At 39.0% G+C, this 24434-nt stretch carries 16 protein-coding genes and 1 tRNA gene; 13 read left to right on the top strand and 4 right to left on the bottom strand.

The annotated features are described in order from the left end of the window. Window positions 1-52: 52 nt before the first annotated feature. Entirely contained in the window at window positions 53-889 is an 837-nt protein-coding gene (locus tag A1D25_RS05285; RefSeq protein WP_157394652.1) for a CYTH domain-containing protein, read from the bottom strand. A 126-nt stretch (window positions 890-1015) separates the two neighbouring features. Here A1D25_RS05285 and A1D25_RS05280 point away from each other — a divergent pair, with 126 nt between their 5' ends. The 4 genes from A1D25_RS05280 (at window position 1016) to serS (ending at window position 10635) form a co-directional block, all read left to right on the top strand. Beyond that, on the top strand, window positions 1016-2419 hold the full coding sequence (locus A1D25_RS05280; protein ID WP_157394651.1) for a YcjX family GTP-binding protein: 1404 nt from the start codon (window positions 1016-1018) through the stop codon (window positions 2417-2419). Window positions 2420-2598: 179 nt separating this feature from the next. Next, window positions 2599-8613: an ESPR-type extended signal peptide-containing protein gene (locus tag A1D25_RS05275; protein ID WP_157394650.1), complete on the top strand. Its 6015-nt coding sequence runs from the start codon at window positions 2599-2601 to the stop codon at window positions 8611-8613. Between the two features lie 190 nt (window positions 8614-8803). Further along, window positions 8804-9283 carry an SsrA-binding protein SmpB gene (gene smpB, locus A1D25_RS05270; protein ID WP_157394649.1) on the top strand — a complete coding sequence of 160 codons (480 nt, stop codon included), beginning with the start codon at window positions 8804-8806 and terminating at the stop codon, window positions 9281-9283. Window positions 9284-9330: 47 nt separating this feature from the next. Further along, entirely contained in the window at window positions 9331-10635 is a 1305-nt protein-coding gene (serS, locus tag A1D25_RS05265) for a serine--tRNA ligase (protein WP_157394648.1), read from the top strand. Window positions 10636-10728: 93 nt separating this feature from the next. Here serS and htpX read toward each other — a convergent pair whose 3' ends face one another. Both htpX and dinB read right to left on the bottom strand, forming a co-directional pair. Next, window positions 10729-11580, bottom strand: a complete 852-nt coding sequence (htpX, locus tag A1D25_RS05260; RefSeq protein ID WP_157394647.1) for a protease HtpX — start codon at window positions 11578-11580, stop codon at window positions 10729-10731. 91 nt (window positions 11581-11671) lie between these two features. After that, window positions 11672-12742 carry a DNA polymerase IV gene (gene dinB, locus A1D25_RS05255; protein WP_157394646.1) on the bottom strand — a complete coding sequence of 357 codons (1071 nt, stop codon included), beginning with the start codon at window positions 12740-12742 and terminating at the stop codon, window positions 11672-11674. Window positions 12743-12874: 132 nt separating this feature from the next. On the opposite strand from dinB, the gene A1D25_RS05250 reads away from it, so the two are divergent. Further along, window positions 12875-13786, top strand: a complete 912-nt coding sequence (locus A1D25_RS05250; protein ID WP_157394645.1) for a LysO family transporter — start codon at window positions 12875-12877, stop codon at window positions 13784-13786. 70 nt (window positions 13787-13856) lie between these two features. Here the strand turns inward: A1D25_RS05250 and glnS are convergent, their stop codons facing one another. Continuing rightward, window positions 13857-15533, bottom strand: a complete 1677-nt coding sequence (glnS, locus tag A1D25_RS05245) for a glutamine--tRNA ligase (RefSeq protein WP_157394644.1) — start codon at window positions 15531-15533, stop codon at window positions 13857-13859. A gap of 210 nt (window positions 15534-15743) precedes the next feature. Between glnS and glpX the strand changes: the two genes are divergently transcribed. The 8 genes from glpX (at window position 15744) to A1D25_RS05205 (ending at window position 24384) form a co-directional block, all read left to right on the top strand. Beyond that, window positions 15744-16763 carry a class II fructose-bisphosphatase gene (gene glpX / locus A1D25_RS05240; RefSeq protein ID WP_157394643.1) on the top strand — a complete coding sequence of 340 codons (1020 nt, stop codon included), beginning with the start codon at window positions 15744-15746 and terminating at the stop codon, window positions 16761-16763. Window positions 16764-16886: 123 nt separating this feature from the next. Further along, window positions 16887-16963, top strand: a tRNA-Met gene (locus tag A1D25_RS05235). Window positions 16964-17223: 260 nt separating this feature from the next. Beyond that, on the top strand, window positions 17224-17703 hold the full coding sequence (gene rimP, locus A1D25_RS05230) for a ribosome maturation factor RimP (RefSeq protein ID WP_157394642.1): 480 nt from the start codon (window positions 17224-17226) through the stop codon (window positions 17701-17703). Window positions 17704-17717: 14 nt separating this feature from the next. After that, on the top strand, window positions 17718-19232 hold the full coding sequence (gene nusA / locus A1D25_RS05225) for a transcription termination factor NusA (RefSeq protein ID WP_157394641.1): 1515 nt from the start codon (window positions 17718-17720) through the stop codon (window positions 19230-19232). A 19-nt stretch (window positions 19233-19251) separates the two neighbouring features. After that, window positions 19252-21840: a translation initiation factor IF-2 gene (infB, locus tag A1D25_RS05220; RefSeq protein ID WP_157394640.1), complete on the top strand. Its 2589-nt coding sequence runs from the start codon at window positions 19252-19254 to the stop codon at window positions 21838-21840. 100 nt (window positions 21841-21940) lie between these two features. After that, entirely contained in the window at window positions 21941-22324 is a 384-nt protein-coding gene (rbfA, locus tag A1D25_RS05215) for a 30S ribosome-binding factor RbfA (protein ID WP_157394639.1), read from the top strand. A gap of 2 nt (window positions 22325-22326) precedes the next feature. Continuing rightward, window positions 22327-23268, top strand: coding sequence for a tRNA pseudouridine(55) synthase TruB (gene truB / locus A1D25_RS05210; RefSeq protein ID WP_157394638.1), 942 nt, complete (start codon window positions 22327-22329; stop codon window positions 23266-23268). Between the two features lie 24 nt (window positions 23269-23292). Next, the gene (locus A1D25_RS05205) at window positions 23293-24384 is read left to right on the top strand and encodes a lytic murein transglycosylase (RefSeq protein ID WP_420825104.1); all 1092 of its coding nucleotides are present in this window, start codon (window positions 23293-23295) and stop codon (window positions 24382-24384) included. Window positions 24385-24434 lie beyond the last annotated feature (50 nt).

Below are 24434 nucleotides of genomic sequence, written 5' to 3'. Positions count from 1 at the left end.
ACTTTGTCAATAATCTAAGGTGGGCTTTAGCCCACCGTTCTATCCATTACAGCTAACCCAAAACAGCCAAAGCCTGAATACTCTTTTCTAAATAATCTTGGCTAATAAAATAATCCACAGATAAAATCTCTTCGCCCGTTACTTGCTGATAATTAGAAAGCAACTTATCTTCACCTGTTAAACGAATAAAATCCGCTAATTGTTGAGAAAGTTGGTATTTTTCGATTTCGGTATGATTTTCGGCAGAACAAGCGGTCAGTTTATCTATTTCTTTAGCAATTTTCTCTGGATTGCCGACTAAATAACCACGCTGAGCTTTACTTAAACTACTGAACCACATTCCATTTTTTCTCGGCATTTGTTGTAGCAATGCCAAAATATCAGCTAAATTTCCTTGTTTAAGCTCAAATTCTAACTCACAGATTTGCTCTTCTCCCTGACTATTTTTAATTAAGCCTCGATCAAGTGCGATCTCAATTTCTGATTGATTAAAAGCAACAACCCATTTTTCTCGCTGAAAATCGGTACTAAAAGTCGCTTTTAAGCCTTGTTGCAACAGATCAATATCACTAAATTGCAAATTATAATGAGAAACCAACCGCTTTAAGTCAGGAAAGTTATTTTCTAACGCTAAATTATATTCAGGGCGAATATGTAATCCCCCCATAATTTCCCCTTTGGTTTTTAAGGTAATTTCGTGTTGATTATTTTTACTTCGTACCCTAAGCCCCATTTTTGCTTTAGCAAAGTAGAGTTCGGGCGTATCGTAATAGCAATTTGCCAGTTCTTCTGTTTCGTGGCAAAGGATATTTTGCTGATTTAGCCATTGATAAACCATCGGAATATTTTCAGGGAGTAACATTATTTTTATTTCAATTTCGTTTTCCATATTCAACCTTAATTGCGGTAAATTTTCTTTTAAGAGCGTATTTTGTTATATTTTAACGCCAGTTCTACTCGTAAGAGTAAAGATAATCGAAGATAAACCCATTTTTAGTGTCATTGAGTATATAAAATGTTTAACCAAATTCAACAGCAACTTCATAAATTTGTCCAACGTGGTTTAGATAACCATTTACGCCTTGCCGTTACAGGATTAAGCCGTAGCGGAAAAACAGCGTTTATCACTAGCTTTGTCGATCAACTATTGCATATCAATATGCACGATAATACTCATCTTAATTTATTTGCTCCCGCAAAAAACGGACAGATTTTATCGGTTAAACGTGTAGAACAGCATGATTTGACTATTCCCCGTTTTGAATATGACCGCAATCGTCAAGGCTTTGAAAATGAACCGCCTATGTGGTCTGCCTCCACAACAGGAATTAGTGAAATTCGTTTGGCACTTCGTTATCAACGCCGAGATAGTTTATTACGCCATATCAAAGAAACTGGTACGTTGTATCTTGATATTTTTGATTACCCTGGGGAATGGCTGTTAGATTTACCTCTATTATCACAAACATTCAAAGAGTGGTCGCAAGCTCAACAATTAGTCCATAAAGGTGAACGGGCAGAATTAGCACAAACGTGGCTATCGCAAGTTAAACAGCTAGATTTAAGTGCAAAAGCAGATGAAAACCAACTTGCAGATTTGAGCGAAGATTACACTGCTTACCTACTAAAATGTAAAGAAGTTGGTATGCAATATATTCAACCGGGGCGATTTGTACTACCACATAGTGAGCGGGGAGCGCCTGTATTTCAGTTTTTTCCTTTACTGGATTTAAGTGAACAAGCGTGGCAACAATTAGCACAAAGCCCGAAAAATAGCATTTACCATACGCTTGAAAAGCGATATCAACACTATCAGCAAAAAATAGTGAAACCGTTTTATGAAGATTATTTTTCTCAATTTGATCGCCAAGTTATCTTAGCCGATTGTTTAACGCCGCTTAATCATAGCCAACAAGCCTTTTTAGAAATGAAAATCGGCTTACAGCAGTTATTTAAGCATTTCCATTATGGCAACCGCTCGCTCTTTAGTCGTTTATTTTCATCAAATATCGACAAACTGTTATTTGTCGCAACCAAAGCTGATCACATCACGACCGATCAAATTCCGAATTTAGAAAGCCTAATGCGTCAATTAGTGCAAGAAGGTGGACATTTTGCAAATTTTGAAGGGATAGAAACCGCTTATCAAGCAATCGCGTCCATTCGAGCCACTGATGCCGTTATTGCTACTCAAGAGGGCAAGCAGTTTAAAGCTATTCGTGGAGTACGCTCTTCGGATAAAAAGTTAGTCACACTTTACCCAGGTAGTGTCCCGAGCCGTCTGCCTGATGCAAATTATTGGCAATATAACCGCTTTGAGTTCGATCAGTTTGAGCCGAAACAAGTCGCTTTTGATCAGCCATTACCTCATTTAAGAATGGATGCCGTATTGCAGTTTTTATTAGGTGATAAATTTTAAAAATAATATGTAGGAAATATTAAATAAAATTGTAAAATAATGTAAATTAAATTAAATTAAATTAAATTAAATTAAATTAAATTAAATTAATTTTGAAAATTGAATGTGTTTCTAGCCATATTTTTAGCTATTATGCCTACGATTTTTTCTGTTTAATATGAACTAATGATAGGTATGTTATGAATAAAGTTTTTAAAGTAATTTGGAATTATTCAACCCAATCTTGGGTTGCTGTTTCTGAATTAGCAAAAGGGCACGCTAAGTCATCTTCTACTAATACTATTTCTGAACTGAACTTAGATTATCCTAACACTGGCAAAGCTGCTTCTGCCACCGTTATTGGTGCAGCTCTGGCTGTCACCGTATTAACTTCTGTTTGGTCTCCAACGGCTTATGCCGCAGATCCTATAATGCAGGGAGAAGGCGCTAAGGCTACTGGTCAAGACTCTATTGTATTTGGTACTAATGCAAATTCAAGTGGTACAAGTGATATAGCCATCGGTAAAAGTTCATTTACTAATGCAACCAATGCAACTGCTGTTGGTGTTAGTTCCAAAGCCTCAGCAGAAAACGCATCTGCCTTTGGTGCTGGAGCGGTTGCGAGTCAATTGAATTCAATTGCTGTAGGTGTTAATGCTAAAGCTACAGCTAATAACGCTACTGCTATCGGTCAAGGGGCACAGGCGAAACATGAAAAATCGATCGCTATTGGTCCTGAGGCGGTGGCAGATAACACAAATACCATTACCATAGGGTATGGCGCTAAGGCTACAAACCCTGGAGCCTTTGCATTTGGTACGAATGTTTCATCTAGATCCCCTGGTTCTCTAGGCTTAGGTACCGACTCTGTAGCGTGGGGTAATGATTCTATCGCTATCGGTACAAGTGCTAAGACAGATGGAGGTGGTAACGCTATTTCTATCGGTAAAGATGCGTATGCCAAGGGTAAAGATAGTGTTGCATTTGGTGCAGGCTCAAATGTGACTCCTGAAAGAGGTTCGGCTTTTGGTGCTAATACAACAGCAGGTAGATGGGCTTCTGCTTTTGGTAGTAATGCCACTGCAAGTGCCAATCGTGCAGTGGCTGTGGGTGAGGGAGCTACGGCATCTAAAGATAATGCAGTTGCTATAGGTAACGCGACTAATTCAAGTGGTGCGAATGCAATTACTCTTGGTAACCAAGCTGAAGCCTCAGGCTCTAACTCTGTTGCTTTGGGTAATGGCTCTACTGCTTCCGCTACAAATGCTTTAGCTTTTGGTAATGGAGCTAACGCCTCTACAGCCAACTCAGTTGCTTTGGGTAATGGTGCTACGACTGATACTGCAGGAACTGTAAGTAAGTTAAACTTTAATAAAGCTGATGCGAGCAATAATGCTCTCTCTGTAGCAGGAATGACGGGTGTAACAGGAACGGTTTCTGTAGGTAAATCAGGGGCATTACGCCAAATTCAAAACGTCGCCGCAGGTCGTGTTACCTCCAGTTCTACTGATGCAGTAAATGGTAGCCAACTGTATACGGTAATGGAAAATGTTGGTTTTAATATTTATGAAAATACTGCAGCCAAATCTCGTATTGATAACAATAATAAAGTAACTTTCGCCGATGGCAACTTTACAAAAGCAAATGTAAGTGGTGCAAGTGATGCGACAGTGAAATTTAATGTAGTGACTCAAGACATTACTTCAACGGAAGCTACCCAAATCACGGCTCCAACAGGAACACAAGGATTGGCCAAAGCTGCAGATGTTGTCAACGCAATTAACAATGCAGGTTTTACGCTAAAAGCCAATTCTGAAACAAGCGGTGAGGCCATCACCAACGGTGATAGCGTGACTATCAAAGAAGGTACAAATATTAATGTTACTCGTGCTGGCTCAGAGATTACCATCAAAACTGCAGACGAAGTAGAGTTTACCAGTGTGAAAACTGGTAGCTTAACTGCAACAGGTCCAACTAACCTAAACGGTGGAGTAAGCGTGCAAGGTGGTTTGGCTATGAATGATGGCAAAATCACAGGTCTAAAAGCAGGTACAGACAAAACCGATGCGGTTAATGTTGAACAGCTAGATAAAGTTAAAGAAATTGCTGAAAAAGGCTGGAATGTTACCATTGCTAAAGTGGAAGGTGGAGAAGCTGAAAGTGCCAGCGATACCAAAGTTGCCCCTGGTGATAAAGTGACTCATATTGCAGGTAAAAACATCAAGCTGGTACAAAATGGTGCGAATATTACCGTTTCAACCACTGACAAAGTAAACTTCAGCGAAGTGACGGCAGGCAAAACCAACGCAGGTGAATTAACAGCTACTTCAGCAACAGTAAATGGTCCTACTACGCTAAATGGTACGGCTACAGTTAAAGATAAATTAACTGCTGAAAAAGGTGCAACCATCAGTGGTGGTAACCTTGAGATGAGTGATAATAAAATTACAGGTTTAGCTGAAGGTGTTGATGGTAAAGATGCGGTAAATGTTGAGCAGCTTGGTAAAGCCAAAACTGAACTAACAGAAAAAGGCTTGAAGTTTAAAGGTGAAACAGGTGATGAAATCCACAAAAACTTAGGCGAAACACTTGAGATTGTTGGCAAAGGTAACAACATCAACACTACAAATACGGATGGGAAAATTGAGATTTCTATCTCTGATACTCCAACTTTCACTAACCTCACGACCACCGAAGGTGCGAATATTGGTGGCAAGCTAGATGTGGCTGGTCCAGCGACATTCAAAGATAATGTGACTGCTGAAAAAGGTGCAACCATTAAAGGTGGCGACCTAGTGATGAGCGATAACAAAATCACAGGTCTAAAAGCAGGTACAGACAAAACTGATGCGGTTAATGTTGAACAGCTAGATAAAGTTAAAGAAATCGCTGAAAAAGGCTGGAATGTTACCATTGATAAAGTGGAAGGTGGAGAAGCTGAAAGTGCTAGCGATACCAAAGTTGCCCCTGGTGATAAAGTAACTCATATTGCAGGTAAAAACATTAAGTTGGTACAAAATGGTGCGAATATTACCGTTTCAACCACTGACAAAGTAAACTTTAGCGAAGTGACGGCAGACAAAACCAACGCAGGTGAATTAACAGCTACTTCAGCAACAGTAAATGGTCCTACTACGCTAAATGGTACGGCTACAGTTAAAGATAAATTAACTGCGGAAAAAGGTGCAACCATCAGTGGTGGTAACCTTGAGATGAGTGATAATAAAATCACAGGTCTAAAAGCAGGTACAGATGACGAAGACGCTGTAAATGTAGCACAGCTGAATGAAGCCGTTAATAATTTGGGTTGGAAACTAAAAATTAATGATGAAGAAGATGCAGCAGCTGAAAAAGTGAATAACGACGAAGTCGTGACTTTTGAGCAAGGCGACAATATTGTCATTAGTCGTGACGGCAAGAAAGTTACAGTTGCGACATCTCAAACCCCAACCTTCACTAATCTCACTACAAAAGAAGGTGCGAATATTGGTGGCAAGCTAGATGTGGCTGGTCCAGCGACATTCAAAGATAGCGTAACTGCTGAAAAAGGTGCAACCATTAAAGGTGGCGACCTAGTGATGAGCGATAATAAAATCACAGGTCTAAAAGCAGGTACAGACAAAACCGATGCGGTTAATGTTGAACAGCTAGATAAAGTTAAAGAAATCGCTGAAAAAGGCTGGAATGTTACCATTGCTAAAGTGGAAGGTGGAGAAGCTGAAAGTGCTAGCGATACCAAAGTTGCCCCTGGTGATAAAGTAACTCATATTGCAGGTAAAAACATCAAGCTGGTACAAAATGGTGCGAATATTACTGTTTCAACTACTGAAAATGTAACCTTTACAAACGTGGATGCGACAACAGTAAATGCGACAACAGTAAATGCTACAGACGTTAATACAACCAATGTAACATCAACAGGTAAAGCAAATCTTAATGATTTGACTGTTACAGGCAACACCACTATTGGCGGAGAGGGTAAGACTTTTGCTATTGCTGGCAAAACAAGCGTCGATATGGGGGGCAATGTCGTGAGTAATGTTGCAGCAGGAGTAGCAGATAACGATGCAGTAAATGTTAATCAGTTGAAAGAATCTGGCTGGAAACTGAAAATTAACGATGAAGAAGATACAGCCGCTGAAAAAGTGAATCCTGATGAAGTAGTGACATTTAAACAGGGTGACAATATAGTTATCACTCGTGAAGGACAAAACGTTACAGTTGCGACTTCTCAAACCCCAACCTTCACTAACCTCACAACAACAGAGGGTGCGAATATTGGCGGCAAGCTAGATGTGGCTGGTCCAGCGACATTCAAAGATAGCGTAACTGCTGAAAAAGGTGCAACCATTAAAGGTGGCGACCTGGTGATGAGTGATAACAAAATCACAGGTTTAGCTGAAGGTGTTGATGGTAAAGATGCGGTAAATGTTGATCAGCTTGATAAAGCCAAAACTGAACTAACAGAAAAAGGCTTGAAGTTTAAAGGTGAAAATGGAGAAGTGATCCATAAAAACCTAGGCGAACAGCTTGACATTATTGGTGATGGTAAAAACGTCAGTACCACAAATGAAGGTGGTAAGATCAAAATTACTATGTCGGATACACCAAGCTTCACCAGTCTAAGCACAACAGAAGGTGCGAATATTGGTGGTGACTTGAATGTAAGTGGCTCAACCACTCTGGGAGATACTAATGTCGGTGGTAAGGGTAACACCTTCGCTGTTAAAGAAGGTACAAAGGTGGATATGGGCGGTAATAAGATCTCTAATGTCGCAAATGGTGATATTTCACCAAATAGTACTGATGCAGTAAATGGTGCACAAATTTTCGCTTTAACAGGCGGACAAGGTGCTCCAAATGTTACGCCTAGCTATACAACGACAATTACCAACCCTGATGGCTCAAAAACAGAGCTTAAACACGAAAATGTGGTAGTTGATGAAAATGGTAAACCGCTATTAGTGACCTATAATGTTCAAGATCAGAAAGAACACGTCACCAACTCGGTTATTACGGCTATCAACCATATGAATACACAAGGGATTAAGTTCTTCCATACGAATGATGGTACAGCTAAAGCTGAGAGACCAGCAGATCAATCTGAAAATAATGAAGATTCTAGTGCCAGCGGTGCTTATGCGACGGCGGTAGGTTATAAAGCGACAGCATCAGGTGAAAGAGCGATTGCCTTTGGTTATGATTCAACAGTAACAGGAACGGATAGTATTAGTATTGGTACTGGAAATATCGTTAATGGTAATAATTCTGGTGCATTTGGTGACCCAAGCATTATTGATGCAGATAAATCTTACAGCGTAGGTAACGATAACCGAATTGTACAGGGGCAGAGTGACGTTTTCGTATTAGGAAATAATGTTACAAAAACAGAAAGTAACTCTGTATTCTTAGGTACGCAATCTGGCTATGTTGCAGAAGGTGAAACTACGAAAGGTAATTCAGCACACACTTCTCAAACGATTGGTGGTGAAACTTACCAATATGCTGGTGGGGAAGCAAGCCAAGTGAAAGGTGTAGTGAGTGTGGGGAATGTCGCTCAAGATGGCACAATGGAGACTCGCCGTATCCAAAATGTTGCACCAGGTTTAGTCAGTGAAACAAGTACTGATGCGATTAATGGTAGTCAATTATATTCACTACACAGTGTTGTTGATAAAGGATGGAACTTAACATCTGGTACTGTTGAAGGATCAAATGGAGTGTCTAATCAATCTGCACCTGCTAAGGTTGGAATGGGAGAGACTGTTAGAGTTAATGCTGGTCAGAACATTGTTGTAAACCAAAATGGTAGAACATTAGATATAGCAACCACAATGGCGCCGACCTTTAACAGTTTGAAAGTTAATCCTAATGGCAAAGTAGATATGGGTGGTAACCGTATCCAAAATGTTGGTCAAGCAATAAATGCAGGAGATGCTGTAAACTATGGTCAGCTTAAAGCCGAATTAGGTAAGGTTGATAACCGTTTACGCAGTGGTATAGCTGGTGCCGTTGCTTCAGCATCATTAGTTCAAGCCTTTAACCCAAGTGAAAGTATACTTGCCGTCGGGGGCGGAACTTACCGTGGAGCATCAGCTTTAGCTGTCGGATATTCTAAAGTTTCCGATAATGGTAAGATCATTATTAAGGTAACGGGAAGTGCTAATAATCGAGGTGATTACACAGGTGGTGCAAGTGTAGGCTTTAAATTCTAATTAAATGGAATTAAAGTCTCTAGTTAAATACTAGGTATTTTAGACTCTCTAATAGACCCACTATTTTAGGATTCCCTATAATGGTGGGTTTATTTTTGCAAATTATTCTGCAAAACAAACCGCTTGTCCGTTCAAACTTTCTTATATTTAGGGTACAATCCCACCAATTTTTTGTTAATAAAGATGGATTATGAGTAAAAAACCAAAAGTTGCATCCAATACTATTGCGTTAAATAAACGAGCTCGCCACGAATATTTTATTGAAGATGAAATTGAAGCGGGCTTAGAACTGCAAGGGTGGGAAGTTAAAGCATTGCGAGCAGGAAAAGCGAATATTGGCGACAGCTATGTGATTTTCCGCAACGGTGAAGCCTATCTGTTTGGGGCAATGATTACCCCATTAAATGTGGCTTCTACGCATATTGTTGCCGATCCTACCCGCACACGAAAATTATTATTAAATAAGCGAGAGTTAGACTCTCTATTCGGTAAAGTAAATCGAGATGGCTTTACGGTTGTTGCCCTTTCGATGTATTGGAAGAATGCGTGGGCGAAAGTCAAAATTGGTTTGGCAAAAGGTAAAAAACTTCACGATAAGCGTGATGATATTAAAGATAGAGAATGGCAAGTTGCTAAACAGCGTATTATGAAAAACGCTAATCGCTATTAAGCGGTTGGATTATTCTAAAAATTTGCAAATAAAAATAAGGATAAAAAATGATTGATCAAAATTTACTGCGTACAAATTTAGCGGAAGTGGCTCAAATACTCAAAACAAAACGTAAATTTGAGCTTGATACAGCAAAAGTAACCGCTTTGGAAGAACAGCGTAAAGCTCTGCAAGTTAAAACAGAAACATTACAGGCTGAACGTAATGCTCGCTCGAAAAACATTGGTGCAGCAAAAGCTCGTGGTGAAGATATTTCCGCTTTGTTAGCTGAAGTTGATTCTATGGGGAATGAGTTAGATTTAGCGAAAGTAGAATTAGATAAAGTACAAGGCGAAATTCGTGATTTACTCCTTTCTGTGCCGAATTTACCCGCAGAAGAAGTACCAGTTGGGAAAGATGATAGTGAAAATGTGGAAGTGTCTCGTTGGGGAACACCACGTCAATTTGATTTTGAAGTAAAAGATCACGTTACCTTAGGTGAAAATTTAGCAGGGTTAGACTTCCCAGCAGGTGTTAAATTAACCGGTACACGTTTTGTGGTGATGAAAGATAAGCTCGCACGTTTACATCGTGCATTAGCACAATTTATGCTTGATTTACATACAGAACAGCACGGTTATATTGAAACTTATGTGCCTTATTTAGTTAATCACGATACTCTCTATGGAACAGGTCAGCTTCCTAAATTTGGGGAAGATCTTTTCCATACAAAGCCATTGGAAGGGCAAGATCCAAATGCAGTGCAAAAAGCTTATGCGTTAATTCCAACCGCAGAAGTCCCAGTTACCAACTTAGTGCGTGATGAAATTTTAGAAGAAGAAATCCTACCTTTAAAATTTACTGCACATACTCCTTGTTTCCGTTCAGAAGCTGGATCTTACGGGCGTGATACGCGTGGTCTCATTCGTATGCACCAGTTTGATAAAGTTGAGATGGTACAAATTGTTGCACCAGAAAAATCAATGGAAGCACTCGAAGAATTAACAGGACACGCAGAAAAAGTATTACAACTTTTAGGTTTACCTTATCGTAAAGTATTACTTTGCTCAGGCGATATGGGATTCGGTGCAACTAAAACTTACGATTTAGAAGTTTGGTTACCTGCACAAAATACCTATCGTGAAATTTCTTCTTGCTCAAATATGTGGGATTTCCAAGCTCGTAGAATGTCTGCTCGTTGCAAAGCAAAAGGCGATAAGAAAACTCGTTTAGTGCATACATTAAATGGTTCGGGATTAGCGGTTGGTCGTACTTTGGTTGCCGTATTAGAAAACTATCAAAATGAAGATGGTTCAATTACTGTACCTGAAGTGTTACGTCCATATATGAATGGTTTAGAGCTTATTAAATAATATAGGGAAATTTAGACTCTCCATTTATAAGTAAGGACGCCATATTGATCAGATCACTATGGCGTCCTTTTTTATTGCTGTGTTAATAGAAATTTATAAATTTCTTAATGCTTCAATGCGTTTTTCAAGTGGTGGGTGGCTCATAAAGAGTTCTTTGCGTTTACCGTTGATCATAAATGCGTTTAATGAACCGGGTAACTCTTCAGGCTCGTGTAGTTTTTGTAAACGTTGTAAGGCAGCAATCATTTTTTCTTTCCCCACAAGGCTTGCTGAGCCTGCATCTGCTCGGAATTCACGATAACGAGAGAACCACATCGCAATAATGGTTGCTAATACACCAAAGAGAATTTCTAACACCATTGATACTAGGAAATAAATCCCAGTGCTTTGGCTTTCTTCACCATTGTCGTTACGAGTGCTTGATACAGCGGTTGCAATCATTCGAGATAAGAAAATAACAAAGGTATTCAGTACACCTTGTAATAAAGTCATCGTAACCATATCGCCATTTGCAATATGAGCAACTTCGTGTGCAACAACGGCTTCCGCTTCATCTTGGGTCATTGAATTTAATAAGCCTGTACTTACTGCAACAAGAGAGTTACTTTTTGTTGCACCTGTTGCAAAAGCATTCACATCAGCCGAGTGGTAAATGGCGACATCAGGCATTGGAATACCTGCTTGTTGTGATTGACGTTTAACGGTTTCAACTAACCAACGTTCTGCATTATTGCGTGGCTCAGTAATAATTTCTGCACCAACAGAACGTAAAGCCATTGTTTTTGATAAAAATAATGAGATCAATGAACCTGCAAAACCAAAAAGCACTGACATAATTAAGATGCCGCCAGTACTGTTACCCGCAATGCCCGTTACGCTTAAGATAATGCCTAATACAATCATTACGGCAAAGTTTGTTGCAAGAAAGAGTGCAATTCTCATCATAGTAGATAATTCTCCAAGTTGTAAAAAGTTAAGTAAAAAAGACCGCTTGTAAATGGCGATAATTTAGCAAAATTCAAGGTTTCGGCAACAATTATTCCCATAAGTTTAACTGTGTTGTTACTTTTTTGTTTGGAAAGTGAGCGTTTATGCCGATTAAGCGGATTTTTCGTCCATTTCTTCGTTGCCAGATCTGTTCAAGTAAATATAAGAAATTCTCTTGAGTAAAGTTATCCATTGTTCTTTCCAAAGTTGTTTGACTGAAATCATCAAATTTAAGTTTGATACCTAATTTTTTAAATTCGGATAAAGGTATGTCAGCCCAGTTTCTCTGAATGCGAAAGACAAGTTTATTAAATTGTTCGCAGACAATCATTTTTGCACTGTTTAAATCGGAAATATCTTGTAGTAGGGTATTTTCAACAGCAAGTGATTTGCGTGGGCGATTGACTTCAATTTCTCGTTCATCAATGCCGTGGCTAAAATCCCACAAACGCTGTCCAAATTTACCAAATTGTTGGAAAATAAAGTGTTTTTCTGATTTCTGAATATCTGCACAGGTGTGAAATCCTAGCTGTTTGAGTTTTTCATTTGTCACATTACCTACACCAGGGATCTTTTTTAATGGAAGTGTTGAAATAAAATCAGCAACTTGCTCTGGGGGAATTACAAATTGTCCGTTCGGTTTATTTTGGTCAGAGGCAATTTTGGCAAGAAATTTTAGTGGGGCAATGCCTGCCGAGGCGGTTAATTGTAATTCATTCCAAATTGCTTGGCGGATTGCTTGAGCAATCCAAGTGGCTGAACCAGAATGATGTTGGCAATGTGTTACGTCTAAATAGGCTTCATCTAGCGAAAGTGGCTCTATAATAGAGGTATATCGTTGAAAAATTTGGTGAATTTGGGCAGATACTTCTTTATATAAAGACATATTTACGGGCAACAGCACTAATTGCGGACATAGTTTTAATGCTTGAACAGTTGGCATTGCACTGTGTAGCCCGAATTTTCTCGCTTCATAATTGCAAGTGGTGAGTACTCCTCGTTGATTTGCACTTCCACCAACGGCGACGGCTTTGCCGATCAAGGTGGGATTTTCACGCATTTCTATTGAGGCATAAAAACAGTCCATATCAATGTGAATAATTTTTCGTGATATATTCATTTGCAAAAAATTGAGAGAAAGTAACCGCTTGTTAGCATATCAAATAACTGTATATAAAAACAGTTTTATTGCGTTAATTTATTGTTAAAATTTATCCTTAATAATAAAAAGGAAAATTGAAAGGGGGAACGAATGATTTATGGGCTATTGATTGCTTTTGTGCCACTTTTTTTAGGCTATCTTTTTCGTGTTCATAATCCTAAGGTAATGGCGGTAGTCAATAAAACGACAATGTATAGCCTTTACTTAATTTTGTTGATAATGGGCATTGCTTTAGGGCAATTAGATGATTTAGAAACTAAACTTCCCCAAATTGGGCTGACAGCTTTGGGGCTAAGTACCATTATTCATTGTTGTAATATCGGAAGTTTAATGCTTTTCGATAAATTATATCCAATGAAACGAACTGCTTTAACAGCAGAAGAATTACCATCACGTTGGAAACAACTTTTGGAATCATCGGCATTATGTTCAGCCGTATTAGCAGGGGGAATTTTCGGCTTTGTTACTAAAGGTATATTAGATTTCCCACTTCACTCTAGTACTTATGTACTCGTTGTGATGATTTTTTGTGTTGGTATTCAGCTACGCAATAGTGGTATTCCTTTGAAAGAGGTATTTTTAAATAAACGTGGAATATTTACAGCACTGATCTTTATGGGCAGTGGTTTGCTTGGAGGGGTGATTTCAGCCTATTTATTAGGTTTACCTTTATTCAAAGCATTAGCTTTTGCTTCTGGGTTTGGTTGGTATTCGTTATCAAGTGTGTTGGTTAATGATGCGTGGGGGCCTGTTTACGGCAGTATTGCTTTCTTTAATGATCTCTCTCGTGAAATTTTCTGCTTATTCAGCATTCCTTTCTTTATGAGAATGTTTCCTTCAACAGCAGTTGGATTGGGAGGAGCGACATCGCTTGATTGTACCTTGCCGATTATTCAAAAATCAGGGGGAATGCAAGTTGTACCGTTAGCGATTAGTTTTGGCTTTATTGTCAATTTAGCCATACCTTTCTTATTACCAATGTTTATTGGAATGGCTTCTTAATATGGAAATGCCTTTAGACTAGATTTAATCTAAAGGCATTTATTTTCTTTTACTATTTTAATCAGTCGATCTAGAACGCTACACTTTCTTTTAAGCTAACAGTTAAGTTAAAGACTAAATTATCTGCATTGCCATCTTTGCTATCTAAACAGAAATAGCCTTCACGTTCAAATTGATAACCTTGTTCCGCTTTAGCATTGGCTAGGCTTGGTTCAGCAAAACCTTGTTTTACCACAAGCGAATTAGGATTTACCACACTGTTAATGTCATCTTCTGCACCAGGGTTAGCAACAGTGAATAGGCGATCATATAAACGAAATTCCGCAGGTTTATTTTGTGTTGCAGAAACCCAGTGAATAACGCCTTTTACTTTACGTCCATCAGCAGGATTTTTCCCTAATGTCTCAGGGTCGTAGGTGCAAAAGATCGTGGTGATCTTATCGCTTGCATCTTTTTCAACACGTTCTGCTTTAATTACATAGGCATTACGCAAACGGACTTCTTTACCAAGCACTAAACGTTTATATTGTTTATTCGCTTCTTCACGGAAGTCTGCTTCATCAATATAAAGTTCACGAGTGAAAGGCAATTCACGCACACCTAAGTCTTCACGATTTGGGTGGTTTGGAGCGGTTAAGGTTTCTTCGCCTGTAAAGTTTTCGATAACAACTTTAACAGGGTTAATGACAGCCATTGCTCGTGGTGCATTAGTATTGAGATCATCACGAATACAAGATTCCAACGCACTGTATTCCACCACGTTATCTTGTTTGGTTACACCGATACGGCGAGCAAATTCACGCAATGATGCTGGTGTATAACCACGACGACGTAAGCCTGAAATTGTTGGCATTCGTGGGTCATTCCAACCATCAACAATACCATCGGTAACTAATTTGAGTAATTTACGTTTAGAGGTTAATGTACCTTCTAAGTTTAAACGAGAGAACTCGTATTGATGTGGTAGTGGGCGTTCAATCGAAATATTATCTAAAACCCAGTCATATAAACGGCGGTTATCTTGGAATTCTAAGGTACAAAGTGAATGTGTAATACGTTCAATCGCATCTGAAATACAGTGTGTAAAATCATACATTGGATAAATGCACCATTTATCACCTGTTTGGTGATGGCTAGCAAATTTAATACGATAAATTACAGGGTCTCGCATTACAATAAAAGAAGATGCCATATCAATTTTGGCTCGTAAGCAAGCTTTCCCTTCGGCAAACTCGCCATTTTTCATTTTTTCAAAAAGTGCTAAGTTTTCTTCGATTGGGCGATCTCTATAAGGGCTGTTTTTACCTGGTTCAGTTAATGTACCACGATATTCTCTGATCTCTTCAGGCGAAAGCTCATCAACGTAAGCTAAACCTTTTTCAATTAGTTCAATGGCATAAGCATATAGTTGATCAAAATAATCTGAGGCGTAGCGTGGTTCACCCTCCCAGTTAAAACCAAGCCATTTTACGTCTTCTTTGATAGATTCGACATATTCCACATCTTCTTTAACTGGGTTTGTGTCGTCAAAACGTAGGTTACATAAGCCGTTGTAATCTTCAGCAATACCAAAGTTTAAGCAGATTGATTTAGCGTGCCCAATATGCAAATAACCGTTAGGCTCAGGTGGAAAGCGAGTGTGAACATTTTTATGCTTTCCTGATGCTAAATCTTCATCAACGATATGGGTAATAAAATTGGCACGAACATCGTGCTGTTCTGCGGATAAAATCTCTTCGTTGCTCATATTTCTCTCGTTTAGGGTAAAAATAACGGAATATTCTACACTTTATCAGCAATAACTTAAATAACAAGAGTGCGGATAATGGGATAATCTGTAAAATTTTCTAAAAATCTCACCGCTTGTAAAGAGGTTCGTGCAGAAATATGCTATTCTTACACCGTTGGCAATAGCCGATATGTATTCTTTTAAAGCGTTTCTCTTAAGGAGCTAAAGATGAAAAGATCTCTTTCTATTGAATTTTCGCGTGTTACTGAAGCAGCTGCGTTAGCTGCCTTTGCTTGGTTAGGACGTGGGAATAAAAATGCAGCTGATGATGCTGCAGTTAAAGCGATGCGTCTGTTATTAAATCAGATGGAAATTCGAGGTGAAGTGGTAATTGGAGAAGGTGAGATTGACCAAGCTCCGATGTTATATATTGGCGAAAAAATTGGCTTGTCTCGCCCTGAAGATGAAGTAGTAACGATTGCGGTAGATCCTATTGATGGCACTCGAATGACGGCAATGGGGCAAGCGAATGCATTATCAGTATTAGCTGCTGGTGGCAAAGATACTTTCTTACAAGCACCTGATATGTATATGGAAAAATTAGTAGTAGGCAATGAAGCCAAAGGAATGATTGATCTCAATTTACCGATTGAACAAAACCTTCGCCGTGTAGCATCTAAAAAAGGAAAATTGCTTTCACAATTAACTGTTGCTGTGTTAGATAAACCTCGCCATAGTAAAGTCATTGCGGAAATGCAACAGCTAGGCGTGCGGGTAATGGCAATTCCTGATGGTGATGTGGCTGCAGCGGTGCAATGCTGTTTACCTGAAAGTGATTTAGACTTGCTATACGGTATTGGTGGTGCACCTGAAGGTGTTGTTGCAGCAGCTGCTGTTCGTGCTTTAGGAGGCGATATGCAGGCGAGACTGATTCCACGCAACCAAGTCAAAGGTAATTCATTAGAAAACTTTGCTTATGCAGAGAAAGAAATTTCACGTTGCGAAGCCTTGAATGTGCCAATCAATGAAGTGTTGAAATTAGAAGATCTTGTGCGTGATGATAATATTGTGTTCTCTGCAACAGGAATTACGACGGGTGATTTATTAAAAGGTATTCAGCGTAAAGGGAATTTAGCTACAACAGAAACGTTGTTAATTCGTGGTCGTTCTCGTACCATTCGCAAAATTCAATCTTCACACTATTTAGATCGTAAAGATGCTGATTTACATACATTATTAAATGTATAAGGCGAAATAGGGGCATTATTGTTGATATTATTGGCGAATTGTTTATAAAATCCGCTTTTATTTCATAAAATGAAAAAAGCACTTGCAAAGGTTCTGTGATTGACTATAATGCACCACATCAGACGCGGGGTGGAGCAGCTTGGTAGCTCGTCGGGCTCATAACCCGAAGGTCGTTGGTTCAAATCCAGCCCCCGCAACCAGTTTTAAGGCTCATTGTTATGTTGATAACAATGAGTTTTGTTTTATTTAAAAATTGTGATTTGCAAAAAATGAAATAAAACAAACCGCTTGAAGCCTCAACTGTTGTTTGGGGCTTTTTTGTGGCTAACAGTCAGCTTTAGTTGTGTTAAGAGGGCTTTTATAGCTCTTTTTTTATATCTGTTAAAAAAATAACACTGACCCTTTACCTATAATTTCACGTTGTATCAAAGGAAAGGGAAATTAAATAAGGAGAGAAAATTTGGCAACATTAGAGCAGAAATTACAAGAGCTTGTTCAAGATTCTATTGATGCAATGGGTTTTGAGCTTGTTGGTATTGAATGCCAACGAGCAGGGCGTTTTTTGACAGTTCGCTTATATATTGACAAAGAAGGTGGCGTAACTATTGATGATTGTAGTGATGTGAGTCGTCAAGTGAGTGCAATTTTTGATGTCGAAGACCCAATTGCAGATAAATATAACCTTGAAGTGTCATCACCAGGTTTGGATCGCCCATTATTTACCTTGGAACACTATCAACGCTTTGTTGGACGTGAAGTGGTTATTCATTTGCGTATTCCAATGTTTGATCGCCGTAAATGGCAAGGTGAGATTCTTTCAGTTGAAGGTGATTTAATTACATTAAAACTTGATGAGAGCTTAAAACTCGAAAACAATTTACAAAGTTTTGCTTTTGGTAATATTCAAAAAGCAAATTTAATTCCCGTATTTAATTTCTAAGGAAGTCAGACAGAATGAGTAAAGAGATTTTATTAGCCGCAGAAGCGGTATCAAATGAGAAATTATTACCAAAAGATGCAATTTTTGAAGCACTTGAAACAGCATTAGCGATCTCAACTAAAAAGAAAGCCGCTGCAGAAAGAGAAGACCGCAAATCAGGTAACGGTATTGATATTGATGTGCGTGTTGTTATCAACCGTAAAACAGGTGAATTTACAACTTTCCGCCGCTGGTTAGTGGTTGAAAAAGTTAATCATCAGACTAAAGAAATTACCTTAGAAGCGGCACAATTTGAAAATCCTGCTATTCAGCTAGGCGATTATATTGAAGATGAGATTGAGTCAATTGCGTTTGACCGCATCACAATGCAAACTGCTCGTCAGGTAATTAGTACTAAAATTCGTGAAGCAGAGCGTAATAAAGTGGTTGAACAGTTCCGTTCACAATTAGGCTCAATTATTACTGCAACAGTGAAGAAAGTAAGTCGTGAACAGATCATCTTAGATTTGGGTAACCAAGCAGAAGCAGTTATTGTGCGTGAAGATATGCTACCGCGTGAAAACTTCCGTCCAGGAGATCGTGTGCGTGGTGTGTTATATCAAATTAAGCCAGAATCAAAAGGTCCACAACTATTTGTAACGCGTGCTAAACCAGTGATGTTACAAGAGTTATTCAAATTAGAAGTGCCAGAAATTGGTGAAGAGCTAATTGAAATTAAAGGTGCATCTCGTGATCCTGGTTCTCGTGCCAAAATTGCGGTAAAAAGTAATGATAAACGCATTGACCCAGTTGGTGCTTGTGTTGGTATGCGTGGTGCTCGTGTGCAAGCTATCAGTAATGAGCTTGGCGGTGAGCGTGTTGATATTGTACTTTGGGACGATAACCCAGCTCAATTTGTTATCAATGCAATGGCTCCAGCGGACGTAAGTTCAATTGTGGTTGATGAAGATAATCACTCAATGGATCTTGCTGTCGATGCATCAGCACTCGCACAAGCGATTGGTCGTAACGGTCAAAACGTTCGTTTAGCTAACCAACTAACAGGTTGGACGTTAAATGTGATGACGACTGATGAGTTAGAGAAAAAACATCAAGCTGAAGATAACAAAGTTATTGATTTATTTGTAAATAGCTTAGAAATTGATGAAGAATTTGCCCATATTTTAATTGATGAAGGGTTTACTAGCCTTGAAGAATTAGCTTATGTGCCAGTTAATGAATTAACAGCAATTGATGGCTTAGAAGATGAAGATCTAGTAGAAGAACTTCAAACTCGTGCGAAAAACGTGCTAACTGCAAAAGCATTAGCAGAAGAAGAAGCACTAAAACAAGCAGATATTGAAGATAAATTATTAAATCTAGAAGGAATGGATCGCCATATTGCATTCCGTTTAGCCGAAAAACAAATTACTACCCTTGAAGATCTTGCTGAACAAGGCGTTGATGATTTAGCTGATATTGAAGAATTAACCGCAGAAAAAGCGGGTGAATTGATTATGGCTGCTCGCCAAATTTGTTGGTTTAGCTAAATCTTAAGGAGAAAGAATAATGAGTGATAATGAAATCAAAATGGATGCCCCAAAAAAATTAAGTTTACAACGTAGAACAAAAACAACAGTAAGCGGTACAACAGCGGGTGGTAAAAGCAAAGAAGTTCAGGTTGAAGTGCGTAAATCACGCAAAGTAGATACTGAAGCAGCTAAAAAAGCCGCAGCAGCAGAAGCTGCAAAATTAAAAGCTCAAGCTGAGAAAGATGCTGCCGAAAAAGCAGCTAAAGAGAAAGCAGAGGCAGAAAAATTAAGAGCTGCTGAAGAGGCACAAAAACAAGCTGAAGCGAAGAAAGCTGAAGAAGATAAAGCGGCTGAAGCGAAAAAAGCAGTTCATCAGCCACCTGTAATGCCAAATAAACAGCCTAAAGTTGCTCCAAAAGCTGAAGCTAAACCAGCACAGAAAGTTGAAAAAGTTGTTGATGCAGAGAAAGAAGCAAAACGTAAAGAAGAAGCTGAATTACGCCGTAAACAAGATGAGCTTGCTCGTCAAAAAGCTGAAATGGAAGCAAAACGTGCAGCAGAAAATGCTCGCCGTTTAGCTGAAATTGCACGTGAAGAAGCAGGTGAAAGTAGTGATGATTTTGATGACGACCGCTTTACTTCAAGCTATGCGTTAGAAGCGGAACGTGATTCTGATCGCCGCAGTGAAGGTGGACGTGGACGTGGCAAAAATGGCGTTGCGAAAGCGAAAAAAGGTGGGCGTGATGATGAATCAAATAAAAATGAGCGTGAAGCAAATCGCCGTAATCAAAAAGATGCTAAAGGAAAAGGCAAACACGGTAAGAAAGGAAGTGCATTACAGCAAGCCTTTACTAAACCTGTACAAGCAGTAAACCGTGATGTTGTGATTGGCGAAACCATTACTGTTGCAGAACTTGCAAACAAAATGGCTGTAAAAGCAACAGAAATCATTAAAACAATGATGAAAATGGGTGAAATGGTTACGATTAACCAAGTGATTGACCAAGAAACCGCACAGCTTGTTGCCGAAGAAATGGGGCATAAAGTTATTCTGCGTAAAGAAAACGAACTTGAAGAATCTGTATTAGAAGATCGTGATATCCACGCAGAAAAAGTGACTCGTGCCCCTGTTGTTACCATTATGGGACACGTTGACCACGGTAAAACATCATTACTTGACTATATCCGTAAAGCCAAAGTTGCAGCGGGCGAAGCAGGTGGTATTACTCAACATATCGGTGCTTACCACGTTGAAACAGATGACGGTAAGATGATTACTTTCTTAGATACTCCAGGACACGCAGCCTTTACGTCAATGCGTGCTCGTGGTGCGAAAGCAACAGATATCGTTGTATTAGTGGTTGCAGCAGATGATGGTGTAATGCCACAAACGATTGAGGCGATCCAGCACGCTCGTGCAGCAGGAGCCCCAATCGTTGTTGCAGTGAACAAGATTGATAAACCAGAAGCGAACCCAGATCGTGTTGAACAAGAGTTATTACAACACGAAGTTATCTCTGAGAAATTCGGTGGTGATGTTCAATTTGTGCCTGTTTCTGCGAAGAAAGGTATGGGGATTGACGACCTATTAGAAGCGATTTTATTACAGTCTGAAGTATTAGAATTAACCGCAGTTAAAGAAGGTATGGCAAGCGGTGTTGTGATCGAATCTTACTTAGATAAAGGTCGTGGCCCTGTTGCAACAATCCTTGTTCAATCAGGTACATTGAATCGTGGTGATATTGTACTTTGTGGCTTTGAATACGGTCGTGTGCGTGCAATGCGTGATGAAAACGGTAAAGATATTCAATCGGCAGGCCCATCAATCCCAGTGGAAGTGTTAGGTCTTTCAGGCGTACCATCAGCTGGTGATGAAGCAACCGTTGTGCGTGATGAGAAAAAAGCACGCGAAGTTGCTCTATATCGTCAAGGTAAATTCCGCGATGTAAAACTCGCTCGTCAGCAAAAAGCGAAATTGGAAAATATGTTTACCAATATGGCAGAAGGTGATGTAGCAGAATTAAATGTAATTGTAAAAGCAGACGTACAAGGTTCTGTGGAAGCAATTTGCCAAGCATTAAACGAACTTTCAACAGCAGAAGTAAAAGTGAAAGTGGTTGGTTCTGGCGTAGGTGGTATTACCGAAACTGATGCAACGCTTGCGGCAGCATCAAATGCTATCGTACTCGGCTTTAACGTTCGTGCTGATGCAACAGCTCGCCGAGTGATCGAAACAGAAAACATTGATTTACGCTATTACTCAATCATCTACGAACTCTTAAATGAGATCAAAGCAGCAATGAGCGGTATGTTACAGCCAGAATTTAAACAAGAAATTATTGGCTTAGCTGAAGTGCGTGATGTATTCCGTCATCCGAAATTCGGTGCAATCGCAGGTTGTATGGTAACGGAAGGTATCGTTAAACGTAATAACCCAATTCGTGTTTTACGCGATAACGTAGTTATTTTTGAAGGCGAACTTGAATCTTTACGCCGTTTCAAAGATGACGTATCCGAAGTGCGTAACGGTATGGAATGTGGTATCGGCGTGAAAAACTACAACGATGTCAAAGTCGGCGACCAAATCGAAGTCTTTGAAGTGGTTGAAATTAAACGTACGATTTAGTTATAACAGTAGGCAGGGCGAATTATTCGCCCTGTTCTATCTCATCGTTTTAGGTGGGAATAATCCACCCATAAATTTTATATCTAGAAAGAAAAAATAAATGTCAAGAGAATTTAAACGTAGCGACCGTGTCGCACAAGAATTGCAGAAAGAGATTGCAATTATTTTACAACGAGAAGTGAAAGATCCAAGAATTGGTATGGTTACGGTATCTGATGTTGAAATTAGTCGTGATTTAGCCTATGCCAAAGTGTTTGTGACTTTTTTATTTGATAACGATGAAACAGCGGTAACGCGTGGTTTAGAAGGGTTAAATAATGCTTCTGGCTATATTCGTAGCTTAGTTGGTAAAGCAATGCGTTTGCGTATCGTACCTGAATTAAAATTCTTCTACGATCAATCACTTGTAGAAGGAATGAGAATGTCAAATTTAGTGACTAATGTGATCCGTAAAGATCAAGCCCGCCATAACGACGAGGAATAATTGTGTCTAGACCCAAAAAGAAAGGGCGTGATATTCACGGCGTCTTTTTATTGGATAAGCCAGAGGGTGTTAGCTCTAATGACATTATGCAAAAAGTCAAACGTTTATTCCGAGCGAATAAAGCAGGGCATACTGGGGCATTAGATCCACTGGCAACAGGAATGTTACCTATTTGTTTAGGTGAAGCAACCAAGTTCTCTCAATTCTTGTTGGATTCAGATAAACGCTATCGTGTTACCGCAAAATTAGGTGAAAGAACCGATACGTCAGATGCGGAAGGGAAAATCGTGCAATCTCGCCCAGTCAATGTTAATGAGTCAGAGATCTTAACCGCTCTTGAACAGTTTAGAGGCGATATTTTACAAGTACCAACAATGTTTTCTGCGTTGAAATATCAAGGTAAGCCTTTGTATGAATATGCTCGTGCAGGTATTACGGTAGAGCGTGAAGCTCGCCCAATTACTATTTTTGAACTACAATTTATTGATTATCAAGCCCCATTTTTAACGTTGGAAGTGCATTGTTCAAAAGGTACTTATATTCGTACTTTAGTTGATGATTTGGGCGAAGTATTAGGTTGTGGTGCACACGTTACAGTATTAAGAAGATTAGCTGTTGCAAATTACCCTAACGATCAAATGCTAACGATTGATGAGTTGCAAAAAATTGCAGAAATGCAACCGCTTGGTGAGCTTACTGATACTTTTTCTTTACCTATGGATAACTATTTACTTCCGATGGATAGTGCAGTTGATTGTTTGCCTATTTTAAATTTAACAGCAGAGCAAACTAAAGCTGTTGGGTATGGTCAAAGGGTCAAGTTTGAAAATACTCAACAAGTTTATGGGCAAGTTAGATTATATTCTGAGCAACAACAGTTTTTAGGTGTCGCAGAAGTTGATCTTAATAATGTTATTCGCCCAAGTAGAATGGTGAATAATTAACATTCTAAAAGCAAAAAGGAAATAATGATGTCAAATATATTTCGTTTATTGTCAGTAACAGGAATAAGTTGTCTCATACTGGCAGGTTGTTCAAATAAGAAACATTATGATGAATTGGTTTTAGATGAAACTTATACAAAGCCCCGAATCCTGGCTAATTTTAATGATTATATCGCTTTTCTAAAGAAAAAAGCAGCTGGAGCAGGTGTATCGGACAAAACATTAAATAACCAAATGGGAATTAACTATATTACACGGGCTGTTGAGCTAGACCAGCAACAAGCAGCAAAGAAACGTGATCCTAATTTACCACCTCCACCGCCAAACCCAAATGGTGTAACTAATTATTTAAATAAAGTACTAACTCAAGCAAAAGTAAATATCGCTGTAGATCGTTGGTGGAAATATCAAGCACAGCTTGAAAATGCGAGCCAAAAATATGGCGTACAAAAAGAGTATTTAATGGCACTCTGGGGTATGGAAAGTAGCTTTGGACGTTATCAAGGGAATTTTGATGTACTTTCTGTTTTGGCTACATTGGCTTTTGATGGACGTCGTGAGAAATTATTTACACAAGAGTTTATAAATGCAATGAAAATGTTAGATAGTAATACTATTTCTCGTAGTGAAATGAAAGGCTCTTGGGCTGGTGCAATGGGGCAAACCCAATTTATGCCAACGTCTTATTTAAAATATGCCGCAGATGGTAATAATGATGGTAAAAAAGACATTTGGAAGAACGAATATGATGCATTTGCTTCTATTGCCACTTATCTTTCAACAGTCGGTTGGGATAGAAATCTACCTTGGGGAGTTGAAGTAAAGTTAGCTAAACCGATTGATATGGTGTTTTCTGGTATTGAATCTCATAAAGCAAAAAGTCTAGCTGAATGGCAAACATTAGGTGTTTATTTAGCCTATCCTAATGGTCAGGAGGTTGAGAAATTATCAAAATTAAATAATGCGAAATTATGGTTAGTTCGTCCTAATCAAGAGGTTGGTAGGGCTTTCTTAGTATCAAATAATTTCCGAACGATTTTAGATTGGAATAAATCAAATAATTTTGCTATCAGTATTGGTAAATTTGCAGACCGTATTTTACTAGGAGTTAAATAAGTCAGAATCATAATCCCCTGTATTTTAAGCAGGGGATTCAATATATCTTC

The sequence above is a fragment of the Ursidibacter arcticus genome (assembly GCF_009761375.1).
Taxonomy (GTDB): Bacteria; Pseudomonadota; Gammaproteobacteria; order Enterobacterales; family Pasteurellaceae; genus Ursidibacter; species Ursidibacter arcticus.
The sequence above is the reverse complement of the archived record's forward strand: the minus strand, read 5'-3'. Positions and strand labels throughout refer to the sequence as shown.